The 16857-nt window shown below is 59.1% G+C and carries 16 protein-coding genes and 1 tRNA gene; 8 read left to right on the forward strand and 9 right to left on the reverse strand.

Translation table 11 applies throughout. From position 1 onward, the window contains the following. Position 1 precedes the first annotated feature (1 nt). On the forward strand, positions 2 to 1051 hold the full coding sequence (locus HKK52_RS02690; RefSeq protein ID WP_169369233.1) for a hypothetical protein: 1050 nt from the start codon (positions 2 to 4) through the stop codon (positions 1049 to 1051). Positions 1052 to 1102: 51 nt separating this feature from the next. On the opposite strand, the gene HKK52_RS02695 is transcribed toward HKK52_RS02690, so the two are convergent. Then, positions 1103 to 2191 carry a 3-deoxy-7-phosphoheptulonate synthase gene (locus HKK52_RS02695; protein ID WP_169369235.1) on the reverse strand — a complete coding sequence of 363 codons (1089 nt, stop codon included), beginning with the start codon at positions 2189 to 2191 and terminating at the stop codon, positions 1103 to 1105. 351 nt (positions 2192 to 2542) lie between these two features. Beyond that, entirely contained in the window at positions 2543 to 2671 is a 129-nt protein-coding gene (locus HKK52_RS32760) for a hypothetical protein (protein ID WP_272900294.1), read from the reverse strand. 161 nt (positions 2672 to 2832) lie between these two features. Between HKK52_RS32760 and HKK52_RS02700 the strand changes: the two genes are divergently transcribed. From HKK52_RS02700 to HKK52_RS02720, 5 genes are all read left to right on the forward strand, one after another. Then, positions 2833 to 3276, forward strand: a complete 444-nt coding sequence (locus HKK52_RS02700) for a GNAT family N-acetyltransferase (RefSeq protein WP_169369236.1) — start codon at positions 2833 to 2835, stop codon at positions 3274 to 3276. A gap of 126 nt (positions 3277 to 3402) precedes the next feature. Next, positions 3403 to 4044 carry a response regulator transcription factor GacA gene (gacA, locus tag HKK52_RS02705; protein ID WP_082356623.1) on the forward strand — a complete coding sequence of 214 codons (642 nt, stop codon included), beginning with the start codon at positions 3403 to 3405 and terminating at the stop codon, positions 4042 to 4044. 2 nt (positions 4045 to 4046) lie between these two features. Beyond that, positions 4047 to 5870 carry an excinuclease ABC subunit UvrC gene (uvrC, locus tag HKK52_RS02710; protein ID WP_123596508.1) on the forward strand — a complete coding sequence of 608 codons (1824 nt, stop codon included), beginning with the start codon at positions 4047 to 4049 and terminating at the stop codon, positions 5868 to 5870. A 32-nt stretch (positions 5871 to 5902) separates the two neighbouring features. Further along, complete coding sequence (gene pgsA, locus HKK52_RS02715; RefSeq protein ID WP_169369238.1) at positions 5903 to 6463, forward strand: CDP-diacylglycerol--glycerol-3-phosphate 3-phosphatidyltransferase; 561 nt, start codon at positions 5903 to 5905, stop codon at positions 6461 to 6463. A 63-nt stretch (positions 6464 to 6526) separates the two neighbouring features. Continuing rightward, a tRNA-Gly gene (locus tag HKK52_RS02720) sits at positions 6527 to 6602 on the forward strand. 96 nt (positions 6603 to 6698) lie between these two features. On the opposite strand, the gene HKK52_RS02725 is transcribed toward HKK52_RS02720, so the two are convergent. After that, the gene (locus tag HKK52_RS02725; RefSeq protein ID WP_169374162.1) at positions 6699 to 7685 is read right to left on the reverse strand and encodes an AraC family transcriptional regulator; all 987 of its coding nucleotides are present in this window, start codon (positions 7683 to 7685) and stop codon (positions 6699 to 6701) included. 99 nt (positions 7686 to 7784) lie between these two features. Between HKK52_RS02725 and HKK52_RS02730 the strand changes: the two genes are divergently transcribed. Then, positions 7785 to 9035 (forward strand): MFS transporter, encoded by a 1251-nt coding sequence (locus tag HKK52_RS02730; RefSeq protein ID WP_429528846.1) that lies wholly within the window; start codon positions 7785 to 7787, stop codon positions 9033 to 9035. Positions 9036 to 9102: 67 nt separating this feature from the next. Here HKK52_RS02730 and HKK52_RS02735 read toward each other — a convergent pair whose 3' ends face one another. The 4 genes from HKK52_RS02735 to HKK52_RS02750 all read right to left on the reverse strand — a co-directional run bounded on the left by HKK52_RS02735 (position 9103) and on the right by HKK52_RS02750 (position 13746). Continuing rightward, the gene (locus HKK52_RS02735; RefSeq protein WP_169369240.1) at positions 9103 to 10944 is read right to left on the reverse strand and encodes a DAHL domain-containing protein; all 1842 of its coding nucleotides are present in this window, start codon (positions 10942 to 10944) and stop codon (positions 9103 to 9105) included. Positions 10945 to 11095: 151 nt separating this feature from the next. Further along, positions 11096 to 11527 carry a hypothetical protein gene (locus HKK52_RS02740; protein ID WP_178117438.1) on the reverse strand — a complete coding sequence of 144 codons (432 nt, stop codon included), beginning with the start codon at positions 11525 to 11527 and terminating at the stop codon, positions 11096 to 11098. Positions 11528 to 11624: 97 nt separating this feature from the next. Further along, positions 11625 to 12398 (reverse strand): L-iditol 2-dehydrogenase, encoded by a 774-nt coding sequence (locus tag HKK52_RS02745; protein ID WP_169369243.1) that lies wholly within the window; start codon positions 12396 to 12398, stop codon positions 11625 to 11627. A gap of 37 nt (positions 12399 to 12435) precedes the next feature. Beyond that, complete coding sequence (locus HKK52_RS02750) at positions 12436 to 13746, reverse strand: ABC transporter substrate-binding protein (RefSeq protein WP_169369245.1); 1311 nt, start codon at positions 13744 to 13746, stop codon at positions 12436 to 12438. 244 nt (positions 13747 to 13990) lie between these two features. On the opposite strand from HKK52_RS02750, the gene HKK52_RS02755 reads away from it, so the two are divergent. Continuing rightward, positions 13991 to 14881, forward strand: a complete 891-nt coding sequence (locus tag HKK52_RS02755) for a helix-turn-helix domain-containing protein (protein WP_169369247.1) — start codon at positions 13991 to 13993, stop codon at positions 14879 to 14881. Positions 14882 to 14885: 4 nt separating this feature from the next. Here the strand turns inward: HKK52_RS02755 and HKK52_RS02760 are convergent, their stop codons facing one another. Next, on the reverse strand, positions 14886 to 15689 hold the full coding sequence (locus tag HKK52_RS02760) for a putative hydro-lyase (protein ID WP_169369249.1): 804 nt from the start codon (positions 15687 to 15689) through the stop codon (positions 14886 to 14888). Positions 15690 to 15780: 91 nt separating this feature from the next. After that, positions 15781 to 16728 (reverse strand): LysR family transcriptional regulator, encoded by a 948-nt coding sequence (locus tag HKK52_RS02765; protein WP_169369251.1) that lies wholly within the window; start codon positions 16726 to 16728, stop codon positions 15781 to 15783. Between the last annotated feature and the right edge of the window lie 129 nt (positions 16729 to 16857).

Here is a 16857-nt window from a genome sequence, read left to right on the forward strand (position 1 = left end):
AATGAGCACATTTGAAATAGATACAGCGAAGCGAGTGTTGTCGGCTCCACAGCTGGTACAGGCTGAAAATGCCGTTCTGGATCCGGCCAGCAAGAAAGCCGTGGTCAATATCTTGCCTTATCCAGGTATGGCGAGCGGAGACAGGCTGGTACTGCACTGGTCCGGGCTCGACGCCGAAGGGTTGGCCTATCGGCATGAGGTCGCGCATTTTGTCAGCCAGAGGCAGGTAGGCAAGGACGTTGTCTTTATCGTCGCCAGTCCCCACATCGGTGCGCTGGATGGCGGTTACCTGGAGGTCTACTACACGCTTACCAGTCGTTGTTTGCCGGAACCCGTGCAGTCTCGACGTTTGCAGTTGAATGTTGGTGATACCCCTTCCGGAGTGTTGCCGTTGTTCGTGAATGATGCCGTGGGCGGTACGCTCGACCCGGTCCGGGTGGGTGAAGGCACACGCATAACGATTCGACCTTACGCCCGGATGGCATCCGGCGATCGGGTGGTGCTGTTCTGGGAAGGTACTACACCCGAAACAAGCTTCAACGACAGGTTGAATATCGAATCCTTCGCGGTGGGGCACGAACTATCGTTCTGGGTGAGTCCGGAGTTCATTGTCTCAGGCCTCGGATCGTCGGTAACCCTGCGTTACTGCATTGAACAGCATGGGCAGGCGCCGCTTTATTCGGAGCCAATGCAGTTGTCCATCGGACCGCTGGAGCGAGCGCCGCTGTTCGCCCCCATCGTCCTGGAGGCCGATGAAGGCTGGCTGGATCTGCAGGACTCGATCGATGGTGTCACGATCGTGATCGATGGTGCTCGAACCGAGGAAGGTGAGCTGGTGTATCTCAAGTGCGACGGCACTGAATTCAGTCACCGGGATGAGCGTGAGATCTCCCGGGAGATGGCCGGTGAACCTCTGGTGTTCATCGTGCCTTACCGGTTCTGGAGAGAGCATCAAGGCTCGACAGTTCGGGTCGGTTATTCGGTCGAACGACTCGATGATGTCAGCCAGTTGTCAGAAGTGGTGCTGGTGCTGGTGCAGGTGCAAGGGTAAGCAGTGCCGGGTCTTCCAGTCTTCGAGCGAAGACTGGAAGGAGGCTGTCTGTCACGCTGGTTGCTGTGCGCGGTACGGTGTCCGCAGACGGTCGGCAGCCTGGCGCAGCAATTGTTCCGTGCCTGTCCAGCCGAGGCAGCCGTCTGTTACCGAAACCCCGTACTGCAAGGACGAGCTCAACGGTTGGCAGCCTTCGAAGAGATGACTTTCAATCATCATTCCGATCAACGAGCGATCACCTTGCAGGCGCTGTTCGAGCACATCGTTGAACACGGCCGGCTGACGCAACGGGTCTTTGCCGCTGTTAGCGTGACTGCAATCGACCATGATTCGCGCGGGGATCTTCAGCCTGGTCAGGTCATGGTTGATCCGTGAAACGCTATCACGGTCGTAGTTGGGGCCGTGATGTCCGCCACGCAATACCAGATGGGTATCCGGATTGCCGGGGGTTTGAATGATTGCAGGATGCCCCTGGCTATCGACCCTGAAATGCCGATGGGGATGGGCCGCCGAGCGCATGGCGTCACTGGCGACCGTGACGCCGCCATCGGTGCCGTTCTTGAAGCCTACTGGCATGCTCAGGCCGCTCGCCATTTCCCGGTGGATCTGCGATTCGGTGGTGCGCGCGCCGATGGCGACCCAACTGAGCAAGTCGTCGAAGTAACCGGCGGCCATCGGTTGCAGCAATTCGGTGGCAATTGGCAAGCCGAGGCCGAGCATTTCACGCATCAGCTCCCGCGACAGGGTCAGGCCACCGACCATATCATCGCTGCCATCCAGTCGCGGGTCGTAGGCCAGGCCTTTCCAGCCGACGGTGGTGCGGGGTTTTTCGACGTAGGCGCGCATCACCAGGAGCATTTCATCGCTGACCTCGGCGGCCAGGCGGGCAAGATTGCCGGCGTATTCGAGTGCTGACTGGGGATCATGGATAGAGCAGGGGCCGACGATGACCAACAGCCGGGAGTCTTCACCGTTGAGGATCGCGCGAACCGCACGGCGCTGGGTAGCGACTTGCTGAGTCAGGGCGTTACTGAGTGGCAATTGCTGTTTGAGTTGCAATGAGCTGGGCAGGCGCAAGGTCAGCGCTTCATTGGCCGGGCTCAAGGTGGACACTGGCAAAGCAGAGACGGACGAGTTCATGTTCAGGCTTCCTGGGCTGGCAGCGGGTTCGTTCCCGCGTGCTCGGCCCTACTGGGGTGTTCGACAATTGGCCGGATTGGCTGCGTGTGTGTGCTTGCCACCTGTGGGTGACCGATCGGAGGCGGCAGGCTGTCCCGAGCGGAGGCTGGTAAATCGCCAGGCGGTAAAACTGTCGTGACGGTAATAAGTGGCGTAGTTCATGTCGTGAATCCTCAAGTTGTCTGGTGTGTCGCTAAAAATGTATGCAACTGAATACCGGGCGCTGAAAAAACAAAACCCCCGGTCGGGAGGCCGACCGGGGGTTGAGAATTCTCTGGTGGCGACCCGTTTAAAGTGGGCGCCGTGTGGGTATCAGGCGCGCCAGTGGCTAAACCAATACCCAAAATAAAAGCTGACCGGAGCACAAACACCGTTCGCCCGGGCAGCCGCCACCGAGCGCGGTGCGCTGACGGTACGAAGCTGTGAGAGGGTGTTGAACATGGCTTGTCTCCGATGAATGCGCCGAGCTTACTAGAGGGCGGCAGGCGGATTCAATCAGAAAATGCTATCGGGCACCGGCGGCGGTTTCTATCGGTTGAGTGCCTAGTGGGTTGTGACACACTCGATGCTTCGTTACATACGGTCATCATCACGGGGCTTGAATGATTTACCAATTACGTCCGGCGACCTCCCGGGATCTGGGTTTTGCTCGGGAACTGACCTGTCAAAACATGTTGCCTTACTACATTAAGTACGAACTGCCGTGGCTGGATGAGGCCTTCGATGTGGCCTGGGCGGGGCGCGAAAACTGGCTGATCGTGCAAGACGATGTTCCGGTGGGGTATGTCAGCCTCAGTCGTGATGCCAGAGCCTTGTACATCCGTGAGCTGCACTTGTGCGAAGCCTTTCGGGGGCAGGGTGGCGGTTCCTGGGCGATCGATCAGGTATTGGCGATGGCCCGGACGGAAAGACGGCCAGCCTTGCGCCTGACCGTCTTCAAAAATAATCCGGCGCAGGCGCTGTATCGGCGAATGGGCCTGGAGGTGGTTGGTGAGGACGAGTGTTTCCTGAGAATGCAGCGCGAAGTCGATGCCCCCCGTCGCTGAAACATGCAGAGGGCAAGCCTTGAAAGATGAATTGAAACTTTTTATATGACGCTTGCCGCTAGGTCTGCCAGTCGCTTTTTGCTAAGGTGTCGGCAACCCAATACGACCATATCGCGAGGTGTCTGCTTGATTAGGGTGCTAGTAGTCGATGACCATGATCTCGTTCGTACAGGCATTACACGAATGCTGGCTGACATCGATGGCCTGCAAGTAGTCGGCCAGGCCGAGTCAGGGGAGGAATCCCTGCTCAAGGCGCGTGAGTTGAAACCCGATGTGGTTCTGATGGACGTCAAGATGCCCGGGATCGGCGGTCTTGAGGCCACGCGAAAACTGCTGCGCAGTCATCCGGACATCAAAGTCGTCGCGGTCACAGTGTGCGAGGAGGATCCGTTTCCTACGCGGCTGTTGCAGGCCGGGGCGGCGGGTTATCTGACCAAGGGCGCAGGTTTGCCGGAAATGGTCCAGGCCATTCGGCTGGTGTTTGCCGGGCAGCGCTACATCAGCCCGCAGATCGCCCAGCAACTGGCGATCAAGTCCTTCCAGCCGACCAACGATTCGCCTTTCGACGCGTTGTCGGAGCGCGAGATCCAGATCGCCTTGATGATTGTCGGCTGCCAGAAGGTCCAGATCATTTCCGACAAACTCTGCCTGTCGCCGAAAACCGTGAACACCTACCGTTATCGCATCTTCGAGAAGCTTTCGATCAGCAGCGATGTCGAGCTGACACTGTTGGCGGTTCGTCATGGCATGGTTGATGCCAATCTCTGAAAATGACTGAAGTCTTCGATCCGAGTGCATTTCTGTCGACGGTGAGTGGACGCCCCGGCGTCTATCGCATGTTCGACAGCGACGCGCGCCTGCTCTACGTCGGCAAGGCCAAGAATCTCAAGAAGCGCCTGGCGAGTTACTTTCGCAAAACCGGTCTTGCACCCAAGACCGCTGCGTTGGTGGGTCGTATCGCCCAGGTCGAAACCACGATCACGGCCAACGAAACCGAAGCCCTGTTACTTGAGCAGACGCTGATCAAGGAATGGCGTCCGCCCTACAACATCCTGCTGCGCGACGACAAATCCTATCCTTATGTCTTCCTCTCGGATGGCCAGTTCCCTCGGCTAAGCATCCACCGTGGCGCGAAAAAGGCAAAGGGCAAGTATTTCGGCCCCTATCCCAGTGCCGGCGCCATCCGGGAAAGCCTGAGCCTGCTGCAAAAGACCTTTTTTGTTCGTCAGTGCGAAGACAGCTATTACAAGAACCGCACGCGACCTTGCCTGCAATACCAGATCAAGCGTTGCAAGGCGCCGTGTGTCGGTCTGGTAGAGCCGCAGGTCTATGCCGAGGATGTGCGGCATTCGGTGATGTTCCTCGAGGGGCGCAGCAACGCACTGACGGACGAGCTGTCTGCCGGAATGGAAGAGGCGGCAATCAACCTTGAGTTTGAGCGCGCCGCCGAATTGCGCGATCAGATTTCATTGCTGCGTCGGGTCCAGGACCAGCAGAGCATGGAAGGCGGGACCGGTGATATCGATGTGATCGCCGCGTTCATCAACCCGGGCGGTGCCTGTGTTCACTTGATCAGCGTTCGTGGTGGCCGCGTGCTGGGCAGCAAGAACTTCTTCCCGCAAGTGGGGATTGAAGAGGACGTTTCTGAAGTCATGGCGGCGTTTCTGGGCCAGTACTACATCAGCAGTCCCGAACGGGATTTGCCGAGCGAGTTGATCGTCAACGTGGTCCACGACGATTTCCCGGTGCTGATCTCGGCCATCGACGAGCTGCGCGGTCGCGAATTGTCGATCAGTCACCGGGTTCGCGGTACGCGCGCGCGCTGGCAGCAACTGGCGGTCACCAATGCCGAACAGGCGCTGAGCGCAAGGCTGGCCAATCGTCAGCACGTTGCGGCGCGTTTCGATGCGCTGGCCGAGGTCCTGAACCTGGATGAGCCACCGCAGCGCCTGGAGTGCTACGACATCAGTCACTCCAGCGGTGAAGCTACCGTGGCGTCCTGCGTGGTGTTCGGTCCGGAAGGCCCGATCAAATCAGACTACCGCCGTTACAACATCGAAGGCGTAACGCCGGGCGATGACTATGCGGCGATGCACCAGGCCCTGACCCGACGCTTCAGTAAGCTGAAGGACGGCGAGGGCAAGCTGCCGGACATCTTGCTGGTGGACGGCGGCAAGGGCCAGTTATCCATGGCGCGTGACGTCCTCAACGAACTGGCAGTGCCCGACCTGATTCTGTTGGGCGTGGCCAAGGGGGCGACACGCAAGGCCGGTTTTGAAACTTTGTACCTGAATGACGCCGCACACGAATTCACGTTGCGCGGTGATTCCCCCGCGCTGCATTTGATCCAGCAAATTCGCGACGAAGCCCACCGTTTCGCCATTACCGGGCACCGGGCGCGGCGGGGCAAAACCCGTCGCACGTCCACGCTGGAGGGCGTTGCAGGCGTCGGACCGACACGTCGGCGCGATTTGTTGAAACATTTTGGTGGATTGCAGGAGCTGTCTCGTGCCAGCATCGAAGAGATCGCCAAAGCACCCGGGATCAGTAAAAAGCTCGCAGAGTCGATTTATGCAAATCTGCACAGCGAGTAGAATGCCAACTCACCTCGTAGCCAGTTGTGCCGATGAATATCCCTAATCTGATTACCGTTCTACGCGTCCTGCTCATCCCAATCTTCATTTTGCTGTTTTACCTGCCTTACCAATGGAGTTACCTGGCCTCCAGCTCGGTCTTCGCGTTCGCCGCTGCCACTGACTGGCTCGACGGATACCTGGCCCGCCGCCTGGAACAAAGCACACCGTTCGGGGCTTTCCTCGATCCGGTGGCTGACAAATTGATGGTTGCCGTCGCGCTGGTGTTGCTGGTGCAAGAACATGGCAACCTGTGGCTGACGTTGCCGGCTGCGGTCATTATCGGTCGCGAGATTGTGGTCTCGGCGCTGCGAGAGTGGATGGCCGAACTTGGCGCCCGCGCTCATGTCGCGGTGTCGAACCTGGGCAAATGGAAAACCGCCGCGCAAATGCTGGCGCTGGTGATCCTGCTGGCCAACCCGTCGGACTTCACGTTCTGGGTGCTGTTCGGTTATGCGTTGTTGCTGGTGTCTGCAGGCCTGACATTGTGGTCCATGGTCCAGTATCTGCGGGCTGCCTGGCCGCATCTGAAGACTGATGTAGAAAAGAAATAAAACTTTTTTGAATCAAAGGGTTGACGGGGCTTCTGGATTCTATAGAATGCGCCACACCAAGACGCGGGAATAGCTCAGTTGGTAGAGCACGACCTTGCCAAGGTCGGGGTCGCGAGTTCGAGTCTCGTTTCCCGCTCCAAATATAGAAAAAGCGCCACTCATTGAGTGGCGCTTTTTTTGCGCGCGTTTTTTGTGGTCGGCATTGAAGATAGAGGCATCGCTCCACGTTGCCTTCTCATCCATAACTATCTTCGGAGGCATTTGAACGGGCCACTTGCCGGCTTGCACCTGGTGGCTGGCCGGTGATGCGTTTGAAGGCGCGACTGAAGGCCGCCTGCGAGGTGTAGCCCAGGCGCAGCGCCACGGCCTCAATAGGCAGTCGATCGAGGCTCAGCCATTGACTGGCGAGGCGCATCCGCAGTTCTGTCGCATAGCGCAACGGGGGGATGCCGATTGTGGCCTGGAAGCGTTCCGCGAAGACCGAGCGAGAGGTATTACATTGCGCTGCCAGTTCCGCCACGGTCCAGTCACGCGCCGGCTCTCGGTGCAAGGCCAGTAGCGCGCGGGCCAGCCGGGGATCGCGTAACGCGGCCACCAGGCCAGAGGCGTTGCCGCAGGCGCATTCAACCCAGCCGCGTACGATCATTGCAGCCACTACATCGGCGAGGCGAGCGAGGATGCCTGCGAAGCCGACGCGTGCGGAGCGAACTTCGCGCTCCATGGCGGTGAGAATCGGCATCAGTCCAGGGTAACGCTGCCCTCTGGCATCAATCAGCATCAGGTCCGGCATCAACCCGCCGAGACCCTGCATGCTTCCAAGTTCAAACTCCATGCAGCCGCTGAAGATGATGCTGCTGGGGCTGCCATCGGCACCGGGCGAAGCATTCACCGCGCAGACTGCGTCGCCGAGAGGGGACGCGTCAAAGCTACCGATGTCTTGAGCAGGAACGTCCGGGCTTGAGAGAAGCTGATGGGAATCACCCTGGGCGATGAACACGGCATTGCCAGCCGACAACTCGTATAACGCGCCATCCTCCGCACGCAGAACGGCAGTGCCGACGGCGAGGAAGTGGAAGTAGGCGTGTCCTGGTTTGGCAGCAAAGCCCAGTCCGAAAGCGGGACCGGCCTGGATGCGACGGTACTCGACGCCCCGCAGGCGCATGCCGCGCAACAGTTCGTTGATGAGATCGGACGATAAGGCGAACTGATCTAGAGAGGTCATTTCGGGGTTTCGGTCAAAAACTAAAGAGTTTGCATCATAGAACATCCGGTTCTGCGTCCATAGACTTCTGGTTGAGATAATTTCCAGAGGTGGTGAGTGATGAACAATGGGGTGTGTGAGGTTGCAGGCGATGTGCGATTTGGCAACGAGGCTTGTGCAGAAGCACAGACACCGGCCTGGATGGCCGTATTTTCGCTGGCGATGGGCGTGTTTGGATTGTTGACGGCGGAATACCTTCCGGCCAGCTTGCTGACGCCGATGGCCGTTGAACTGGGGGTGTCGGAAGCCTTGGCAGGGCAGGCGGTAACCGTGACGGCGGTGGTGGCGCTGTTTTCCGGACTACTGGTGCCAGGCTTGACGCGAGGGATCGACCGGCGTGTGGTACTGCTGTGCTTTTCCACACTGATGATTGCCTCCAACCTTCTGGTGGCTTTCTCTTCCAGCCTGGTGGTGTTGCTGATCATGCGGATCCTGCTGGGCATCGCACTGGGCGGCTTCTGGAGCATGGCGGCGGCCGTGGCGATGCGCCTGGTGCCGGCGGCGCTGCTGCCGCGGGCCCTGTCGATTATTTTCAGCGGGATTGCCGTGGGCACTGTGGTGGCGGTGCCGCTTGGCAGCTATTTGGGCGGGCTGTACGGCTGGCGCAGTGCATTTGTGGCGGCCGCCGCCGTCGGGGTGGTGACGCTGATTTTCCAACTGTTCACGCTGCCGCCTCTGGCGCCGCGCAAAACGGCGCGGTTGAGAACGGTGCTTGAAGTGCTGCTGCGTCCGGGCATTGCCGTGGGCATGTTGGGCTGCGTGCTGGTGCACACCGGGCACTTCGCGCTGTTCACCTACATCCGACCGTTTCTGGAAAGCACAACCGGCGTGGGGGCCGAAGGACTGGCGCTGATGCTGCTGGGTTTCGGCGCGGCTAACTTCGTTGGCACGCTGCTGGCCGGCTGGCTACTTGAACGTAGCCCGCGCGGGACAATGGTCCTGATGCCTGCGCTGGTTGGCGTTGCGGCGTTAGCCTTGGTGTTGCTGCCCGCTTCTGTGCCGTGTCAGGCGTTGTTGTTGGCACTCTGGGGCATGGCTTTCGGCGGCGTGCCAGTGGCGTGGTCAAACTGGGTGGCCCGTGCGGTGCCCGATCAGGCGGAAAGCGCGGGAGGAATGGTGGTGGCCTCGGTGCAATCCGCAATCGCAGCAGGTGCCGCAGCAGGGGGCGCCATGTTCAGTTTCAGTGGCATCGCCGGCGTATTTGTCGCCGCAGGCATCCTGATGCTGCTCGCAGCGTTGTTGATTGGGATGCGGGTCAAGGTTGAAGCACCAGCGTACGGCGCTGATGCCGGTCCGGTGCTGCATCTTTAAGGCGTGATCGCTTGTACTCTGCACCGGGAGGTTCTGAAGTAACGACTCGATCAAGGACGGCAGTGACTCAATCCGTCAGGCTTACTCTTTCTCCCGCCGCCGGTTGTGCATTGCCCGGACTGTCGGCCAATTCCAAAGGAATCTCCAGGGTGAACACGGCGCCCAGGGCCGGCCCATCGCTCTGGACGTTCAAGTGTCCATTCATCTCCACCGCCGCGAGCGCACAGCTGTGCAGGCCGAAACCGTGACCTTCCTTGCGCGTGGTGAAACCGTGATTGAAGATGCGCGACAGGTTCTCGGCGACGATGCCTTCGCCCTGATCCTTGACGCTGAAACGCAAGGTTGAATGATCGGTAACGCTGACGCTCAAGGTCATTTCCCGCTGTTGCTCGGTGACGGTGGACATCGCGTATTTGGCGTTGCTGATCAGGTTGATCAGGATCAACAGCAGCCGATGTTTGTCGCCAATGATGGTCGGGACGTCCTGGTAGTCCTTGATCACCGTGACATGGTGACGGCTCAAGGCGCCGGAGTTCATGCGCAGCGCATCTTCGAACAGATTGATCACGTTCAGCGGCTCGACCACCCGCGCCGCGCCGGCGTAGGCCTGCTGCGTGGACACGATGTCCTTGATGTGATCGATGCTCTTGGTCAGTTGCTCCAGCTCTTCGACAATCCCCGATTGTTCGACCGCAATGGAATCGACCAGTTGATTGAAGTAAAGCGGCAGCAGTTTGCCTTTTTCATCGTGGGTGATGAACTGTCCTAAGTCCTCGGGATGATCGTTCATCATTTTCACGGCTTTACCCAGGCCTAAAGTCTTGCTGGTCGACAATCGGCGTGCGATCACATCGGCGGAGACGTTTACGCTGTTCAACACATTGCCAACGTTGTGCAGCACGTTGGTGGCGATTTCCGCCATGCCGGCCATGCGGGCGGCATCCACCAATTCGCGCTCGGCTTCGATCAGTTCTCGCGTGCGCTCCTCGACCCGCTGCTCAAGCCGCTCGTTGGCCGTTTGCAACTCGCCGTTGATTTTGTTGATCACGGTATAACTGCGAATCAAGCGCGCGGCCAGGTACACCAACAACAACGCCAGGATGCTGGCGCAGACGGCCAGGTAGATATGGTATTGGCGGTCCTGGGCTTCCGTTCGGCGCTGGGTTTCATTCAGCAACTCATTGATGCTGTCCAGTTGCTGGGCGACGGGAATTACATTAATCCGGTCAAGCAGGTCATTGACGATGGGTTGTTCGCGCATGATTGAGTTCACATGAGCGACGAAAGTATTGAAAGGCGGAAGGCGTTCAGAAGGGAGCTGACTCATGTATTGGCTGAGTACGCTCAGTTGGTCGTCAATTTCCTTGGCTTTATCGCTGGAGGCATAAAGGGCATATTCGAGGGTGCTCAATGAAAGATTCAATATATTTGAGGAATGGGTCAGGTATTCCAGCGGTTGTTGGGCATTGATATCTTTCAGCGAGCCTTGAATGATGTTTTCTACTTCGGGCAACGCATCAAGGGCGGCGCGCAGTACTGTGTTGTGCTGTTTAAATTGATCAACCAGTAGCGTCTTGTTTTGCACCGCGTTCAGATAGCCTTGTCGGCGATCATTCCATAAGGCCGGCAGCGGGCCGGAATTGTTCAGTTTGTCCAGTTGATCCCAGCGGTTACCGGATTCGGCGGGCGCTCCCAGCAGCAAGCTGCTGTTGATGCCGATTTTTGCCCTGAGGATCTTGACCCCCCAATTGGCATCCAATTGTTTTAATTGACGAACGAAATCGCGGGATTCGAAGTAGGTCGACGTTTCATAGGCGTACGACTTGTACAAAAGGAATAATAACGCCGCCAATGTGGTGAGGGCGATTGCCGAGAAAGTGACCCATTTATAACCGCTGCGAATTTGCATAATGTTCTTCCGTTCCCTGAAAGTTGAAAATACAGGCATCATGCAAATATCTACGTACTCGGATTCTAGTCGTACGCCGGGAAACTGCTCACAAAAACGCCACTCAATGGAGTGGCGTTTTTATTGGCGTGGAAGGTGTGTGCAGTGATGTTCAGCCAGCAACTTGTTGCTGCAATTGCAGATTCCCGTCCACGTCCTTGACCAGCCCACTGGCCAGGAACAGCGGCTGCAATCGCTTGTGCAACTGCGGCTCGACAAATTCCTTGACGGTCGCCAGCGCCAGGCTGCCGTAAACCTCCAGTTCCACCTTGGTATACGACAGCCAGGCTTTCTTCAGCGCCATCAGCACATCGCTGCCGGCGGTGGAGGCGAAGCGGCGGTTGAGCACTTGCCCTTCCAGGTTGAAGGTGTGTTGGTACTCATAACCGGTCTCGTCGCCCTGGCTGTCGACACAGCGGATGCAGGTGCATTGACCGTCGCCGAAGGCCGCGAGCAGGTAGGCGTTGAAGTCGACGACAGGCTTGAGCCCCAGGCGTTTATCGACTTCGAACAGATCCCCGGTCATTTTTTCTTCAGTACTCAACGTTCATTCCCTCACAGTCATACGGTGCATTTCACAGCGCTGCACAATACGCGAAAAGGTGAGGCCAGGCTCAATTAGCGCCGCTCGCAGTGTGTCCTCAACTCATCCAGTTACCGCCATCAACGTTATAGGTCTGCGCCACGATGTAGTCACTTTCAGTCGAAGCCAGGAAAATCGCCATTCCCACCAGGTCCTCCGCCGTCGCCATGCGTCCAAGCGGCACTTCGGCGCCCACCAGCCTTTTCTTTTCCCCGAGCGGACGATTTTCATACTTCGCGAACAGGGCATCGACGCCGTCCCAATGCTCGCCGTCGACCACGCCGGGGGCGATGGCATTCACGTTGATCTTGTGTTTGATCAGGTCAAGACCGGCCGATTGCGTGAGGCTGATAACGGCAGCCTTGGTCGCACAATAGATCGCCACCAGCGCTTCACCGCGGCGACCCGCCTGGCTGGCCATGTTGATGATCTTGCCGCCATGGCCCTGGGCGATCATCTGTCGGGCGGCGGCTTGCAAGGTAAACAGCGTGCCGGCCACGTTGATCGAGAACAGGCGTTCGTAGCTGTCGCGGGAGATCTCGGTGATCGGCGCGAGATCGAACAGCGCCGCGTTGTTGATCAGGATATCGAGCTTGCCGACTCTCGCGACCACCGCAGAAATGGCGCCGTCTATCGACGCCTGATGGGTAATGTCCATCTCGACCGCATACGCTTGCGGGCCCAGCTCGGCGGCCGTGGCTTGCGCCCGTTCCAGGTTGATGTCGGCAATCGCGACGGTCGCGCCTTCGTGGATATAGGCTTGGGCGAAGGCCCGGCCGATGCCTCTGGCCGAACCGGTAATGAGCGTGCTTTTTCCTTCCAGACGTTTCATCTTTTTCATCCGTTCGTTAATGCTGAATGTCATGGCTTTATTTCGGATACCCGGCGCGCTTCATCTCGCGCTCGGTGCTCTGCTGGGCATTGGCCAACGCTTGCTCCACCGACATCTGCCCGGTGAGCGCTGCGGATAACTGCTTGCCGACCGAGGTGCCGATGGCCTGGAATTCCGGAATGGTCACGTACTGGATGCCGACGTAGGGCACGGGCTGCATGGAAGGGTGCGCCGGGTCGGCGTTCTGCATCATTTGCAGCGTGACTTTGGCAAAGGGCGCGGCCTGCAAATAGGCGTCGCTGTAGGTGGACATCCGCGTGCCCGGCGGCACGTTGCTGATGCCGTCCTTCTGCGCGACCAGCTGGATGTATTCCTTGGAAGTGGCCCAGGTCACAAAGGCCTTGGCGGCGTCCTTGTGTTTGGAACTGGTGGGGATCGCCAGCGACCAGGCATACAGCCAGGACGAGCCTTTGTCCGTGACCTGCGTCGGTGCGGCAACGAAGCCGACCTTGTCCGCGACATTGCTCTGGGTCTTGTCCGTGATGAAGGAACCGGCGACGCTGGCATCGACCCACATCGCGCACTTGCCGCTGTTGAACAGCGCCAGGGTTTCGTTGAAGCCGTTGCTCGACACACCGGGCGGGCCGTAGCGCTTCAACGTATCGACGTAGAAATTCGCGGCGGCGGTCCATTCGGGACCGCTGAGTTGCGGTTGCCATTTTTCGTCAAACCAACGCGCGCCAAAGGCATTGGCCATGGTCGACAGCAGCGCGATGTTTTCCCCCCAACCGGCCTTGCCCCGCAGGCACATGCCGTATTGTTCTTTGTCCGGCTGGTGCAGCTTGCCGGCGAACTCACCGAGCTGGGTCCAGGTCGGGTGTTCGGGCATGCTCAGCCCGGCGTCCTTGAACAGGTCGGTGCGGTAATAAGTGACGGTGCTTTCGCCATAGAACGGCAGGGCGTAGAGCGTATCGTTGAGTGAAAGCCCCTGGCGCACCGAAGGGAAGATGTCCTCGACGTCATACCCGGCGGGCAGGTCCTTCATCGGTTCCAGCCAGTTTTTTGCCGCCCACAACGGTGTTTCGTAAGTGCCGATGGTCAGCACGTCGAACTGCCCACCTTGCGTGGCGATGTCAGTGGTCAGGCGCTGGCGCAGGACATTTTCTTCCAGCACCACCCAATTGAGCTTGATCTGCGGATGGGCGGCCTCGAAGGTTTTCGACAGCTTTTGCATGCGGATCATGTCGCTGTTGTTGACGGTAGCGATGGTCACGGTATCGGCGGCCTGGGCGAGCAGGGCGCAGGAAAAACTGGCGGACAGCAACAGCGCGTGGGGCAATAGCTTCATGGTGTTCTCCGCTCTGCGGCATGGGCAGCAGAATCTTTTATTGTTGTAATCCGGGATGGCGAAGCGATTACACCAGCTCCCCAGAGGCCTCACAAATCAACGGCACACGCCCCACTGATACTTTTTTAACCGGGTGCAGTGGCGGCAAAAAAGTATCAGTCGCGGCCGATCATTGCGCTAGGCAACCCCTGCGCCTTAGTGTGAATCTTGCTTGACCTACAAAAACAAGAAGGACGCGACAGTGATGAGCCAGTACGCCACCGCGGACAAGCAGCCCGCGCTCGAAGTCATCCTCAACGAGCCGCAGCACAGCTTTCGCTGGTATCAGCATGACTATCCGTTCGACCTGGCGCGCTGGAATCATCATCCCGAATTCGAGATTCACTTGATCCGCGAAGGCAGCGGTCGGTTGTTGGCGGGTGACTACATCGGCCTGTTCGAGGCTGGCCATGTGGCGCTGATCGGGCCTGGCTTGCCCCACGACTGGATCAGCGACCTGGGCAAAGGCGAGGTGATCGCGGGGCGTGACGTGGTGTTGCAGTTCGATGGCCAGGCACTGATGCAACTGCGCAACCTGGTGCCTGAACTCACTGAGCTGCAAGGCCTGTTTCGCCAAGCGGCGCAGGGGATCGAGTTCAGCGGTGCGACCCGCAAAAAAGCCGCCGAGCTTCTGGAACAGATCGGCCAGAGCCAGGGGTTTGAACGGTTGTGCCTGTTCCTGTCGTTGCTGCAACTGCTGGCCTCGGCGCCGGACAGCCAACGAAAAACCCTCGCCAGCCTGCAATACGCGCCAATGCTCGATGCCTTGACGGCCCAGCGCATGAGCATTGTCTTCGATTACATCCTCAACGACCTCGCCGACGAACTGCGCCTGTCCGTCATCGCCCAGCGCCTGGACATGAGCGAACCGGCGTTCTCCAAATTCTTCAAACGCGCCACCGGCCACACCTTCGTCGACCTGACCCGCAAACTGCGCGTGCAGCGGGCCTGTCGCTTGCTGGCGCAAAGCAGCCTCAGCGTTGCCAACATCTGCTTTGAAGTCGGCTACGCCAACCTGTCGAATTTCAATCGGCACTTCCGCCATGAAATGCAGGAAACGCCGAGCGAGTATCGGCAGCGGTTGCAGGCTGGTTAACGAATCACACTGCGTTGTTCCATAAATCCGTCACCAGCATGCAACCCGGCGCATGGGTAATGCACAGCGGTGGGCGTGAAGCTTGCACCACCGATTGCGGTGTCACGCCGCAAGCCCAGAACACCGGGATTTCATCGGCGGCGATCGGTACCGCATCGCCGTAATCCGGCGTGTCCAGCGAGTGAATGCCAATCAGCGCCGGATCACCAATGTGCACCGGGGCGCCGTGGACGTTGGGCATGCGCGCGGTGATCTGGATCGCCTGGATCGCCGCGGCAGCTTTCATCGGGCGCATGCTCACCACCAGTTTGCCGCCCAGGCGAGCAGTGGGGCGAGTGTCGATGTTGGTCTGGTACATGGCGACATTGCGCCCCAGATCAATGTGCTTGAGCGCAATGCCGGCATCGAGCAGTGGTTGTTCGAAGGAGAACGAGCAGCCGATGGCGAAGGCAACCAGGTCGTCTTGCCACAGGGACTCGATGTCCAGCGGCTCATCGCTCAACTCGCCGTGGCGATAGACCCGGTAGCGCGGCACGTCATGGCGAATGTCGATGGCAGTGCCGAGGTTGCGGAAAAACGGATCCCCGGGCTCGGTCACGTCAAGCAACGGGCAGGCCTGGCGATTGAGGGTGCAATAGCGCAGGAATTCGTTAGCCCAATCGCTGGGCAGGATCACGATATTGGCTTGCACCCGGCCCTGGCCGAGGCCGCTGGTGTGTCCTTGATAGTGCCCGGCGGCGATGGTCTGGCGCAGGGCCAGCGGCGCGCGCTGTTGTAATTGTTCGAAGGACAGGGCGGGTTGGTTCATCACGGCATCTCCACAGGTTTGTGGGTTCTTTTTAGAAAACCGTGGCGACGGCGTCCAACCAGGAATGTTGTTACCCCCAGACAACAAAAAGTTATTCGACGGGCCGGTGGCTGTTCAGGCCCGGTACCGCGACCATGCGTTGCGGGCCGACATCGATGGCGTATTGGCCGACCACCTGGCGACTCATGTCGACGATGCTTTCGATCAGTTCCAGGCCGACGCCGGCGCGCCACGAGGCCACGACATCCAGTTGCGGCAGGCGCGTGCCGGGCTCTAGCTGAATCAGTTCGCCGCTGGCCAGGGGCTTGGCCACCAGCGCCGCCGGCAACGCGCCAATGCCGAAGCCGTCACGGATCAGCCGGGTCATGGCCGACACCGAGTTGACGCAGCTGACCCGTGGCGCGCTGATGCCGTGGGCGTGCAGCAGGTTGAGCACATCCTGGTGCGGGCGCGAGTGTTTGACGAAGGTGATGAAGCGCTCGCCGGCCATCTCCATCAGCGATGCATAGGGCCGGGCATAGATCGAGTTGCTGGCGGCGATCCAGTGCATGGGGTAATGCGCCAGTTCGAGGTTGCGCACGCTTTCGTGGCGGATCAGGTCGGTCTGGAACACGATGTCCAGATAGCCCTTTTGCAGTTGCTCGCACAGATTGCGCGCGGCGTCGGCGGTGATCTCGATTTCCACGGCGGGGAAGGTCTGCATCAGGGTCGACATCAACGGGCTGAGCCAAGTGTGGATCACCGTGTCCATCACGCCGATGCGCACCAGGCCCTGCTGCGGGCTAGTGGTGTCCAGCGAGTGCTTCAACGCGCGCTGGACCTCAAGCATCTGCTCGGCATAGTCGAGCACCTTCAGGCCCTCGGGCGTCAACGAAACCCCGCGAGAGTCGCGCACGAACAGGCGCAGGCCCAACTCTTCTTCCAGCGAAGCGATCCGGCTGGAGATGGCGGCCTGGGTGCTGAACATTTTCTCGGCGGTCAGGCTGAAGCTTTGCAAGCGCGCGACCCAGACGAAGGTTTCGAGGAACTTGAGGTTCATGGCGGCTCTCTTGGCGTTTGTGGTTCTTATGAAGAGGACTGGTTGCAATTGTTACTCCAGATCCGGCCAATGAGCGCATCAAATTTTCTTATGCCCGACCTCGCTTTTTTCCCGTTTGACGGCGCCGGG

It is taken from the genome of Pseudomonas sp. ADAK2, assembly GCF_012935755.1.
Classification (GTDB): Bacteria; Pseudomonadota; Gammaproteobacteria; order Pseudomonadales; family Pseudomonadaceae; genus Aquipseudomonas.